Genomic DNA, 1,749 nt, shown 5'->3' with positions numbered 1-1,749 from the left:
GTTTATAATACTTGCAGGTTACTTTCATCACAATGGACATAAAATTTTTCTTACTTCCATAGTTTTAACATTGGTCTTCTGGTGTGGGGCATTGATTAGCGGTCTAACATAAAAGATTTGATAATCTGTGTTTCTCTATTGTATTGAAAATGATATGTTTTTATTTTTGTAAGTATTGAAGAATCTATGTGAGGTGATCAGGAAAAAACGGCTGGATTAGTGTGTGAACTTTTCAATCTCAGTGGATGAGAGTACGCTCCCAAGTAGAAATGTCTGATCTTGTTTAGCAAAAGCATCCTGTTCATTTTTGATACTTGGATTTACATTGGATTCTAGCACGAACGAGGAACGAACAAATTTTCTATTGGTAAATTTCATAGATGCAAAGCGGTTCTCTGCTAAGCCATTTACAGCTAATAGGTCAAACAGCACTACACCCTCAAAACCAAGTTGATCGAGTTCAATTGCCAGACCTTTTAATTGACGCAAAGGGTGAAAATCCGCTGTGGCAGTTATAACAGCTATTTCACCAATAATGCGTATTTTTTGAATCATAATTTTCACATTCTCGCTGTATATAAGCTATCGATCGCAGAATATGTGTTTTTAGATAAACTTATTGCCTTTTCAAGGGTATCTATCATGCGACTGCCATCTGCAAACTCTTCCATATGGAAAAGTGTATGACGATGTTTCCTATAGAATGTATAGCCGTTATTCAAAGCATCCTGCATCCCTATATTTCTAACCATTGCACTGTATTGAGGTTTTAAAGTACATAACCCACGATTGATATCAAAAAAGTCGCCAAAACCATGTTCTGCATCTTCAACAGACATATTGTAAATGCACATCTGCTCTTTCAGCACTCCTTCGAGAGCCCGTAGGTCCGGATAGAGTAATAGGCAATAATCTGGTAACTGTGGTGAGGCTAATTTCACACAACAGCTAGAGATTAGCAGTTTTTTTACTGATTCAGGTAAGAGTTCATAGCTTCTAGGAAATGCCGTTTTTATATAGTCATCGGCCATCTCCTTTCTAACTATCTCAGCGCTACTATCATCTTTACGATATAAGACTTGTTCTAATCCTTTGAGATCCAGTAAATCTGTAAGCATGAAAATAACACGACGATAACATGACAAAGGTTTACCCTGTATTTGTAAAACTCTTGTGCGTCGATGGTGAGTGAGAGTTAAGTGGTCTTGATGTGCAATACTTTTCAGCGTTACCTGCTTACAGTTGTCCTCATCACGTAAGAGATTGAGTTCAATATCACCAGCCTCCAAAACGCATTCTAATATAGGATCGAATGATTCTGTAGTTATTCCTTTCAATGAATAATTGACGTTTTCAAATTCTGCTGGGTCGATTGTATCCCTTAAATATGAAGCAAGTGTTTCACCAACTGGTTGATTTTTACCTAGTTTCCACTGAATCGTAGTTGTACCTGTATGGTTGAGGTGAAAATCAACAGTTGAGAATTCCGACCCAGTAGAGCCAAAAACCACCCTTTTCCTTTTGGGAAATGTTTGTATATCTCCATCAAGCTGATAGCCGTGAGATTCCAGAAAGTTCTGGATATTGAGATCAAGGTTTTCTCGGTTAAGATTCAGATCTCTGTAGTCAACCACGATTTTCACACCCCTTTCTCTCAATTATTTGTAATCTTTTAACGGAAGATTATAACACCATTTTTAAATTAAGTCATGCTCTAAAAAGTGATGATGGCGAAGATTGGTATTCCAG

At 37.1% G+C, this 1,749-nt stretch carries 2 protein-coding genes; both read right to left on the bottom strand.

Going from position 1 to position 1,749, the window contains the following annotated elements; all coding sequences use genetic code 11:
- Positions 1-216 precede the first annotated feature (216 nt).
- Positions 217-555, bottom strand: coding sequence for a type II toxin-antitoxin system RnlB family antitoxin (locus IM284_RS23150; protein WP_060854645.1), 339 nt, complete (start codon positions 553-555; stop codon positions 217-219).
- 5 nt (positions 556-560) lie between these two features.
- Entirely contained in the window at positions 561-1,643 is a 1,083-nt protein-coding gene (locus IM284_RS23145; RefSeq protein WP_211751104.1) for a type II toxin-antitoxin system RnlA family toxin, read from the bottom strand.
- Positions 1,644-1,749: the final 106 nt, after the last annotated feature.

This window comes from Enterobacter cloacae complex sp. P12RS (genome assembly GCF_014895875.1).
GTDB classification, from domain to species: domain Bacteria; phylum Pseudomonadota; class Gammaproteobacteria; order Enterobacterales; family Enterobacteriaceae; genus Enterobacter; species Enterobacter bugandensis.
The sequence above is the reverse complement of the archived record's forward strand: the minus strand, read 5'-3'. Positions and strand labels throughout refer to the sequence as shown.

Bases quoted from the DNA above. Each gene is read 5' to 3' on its own strand.
- IM284_RS23150 (WP_060854645.1), bottom strand. From the start codon at position 555: ATGATTCAAAAAATACGCATTATTGGTGAAATAGCTGTTATAACTGCC.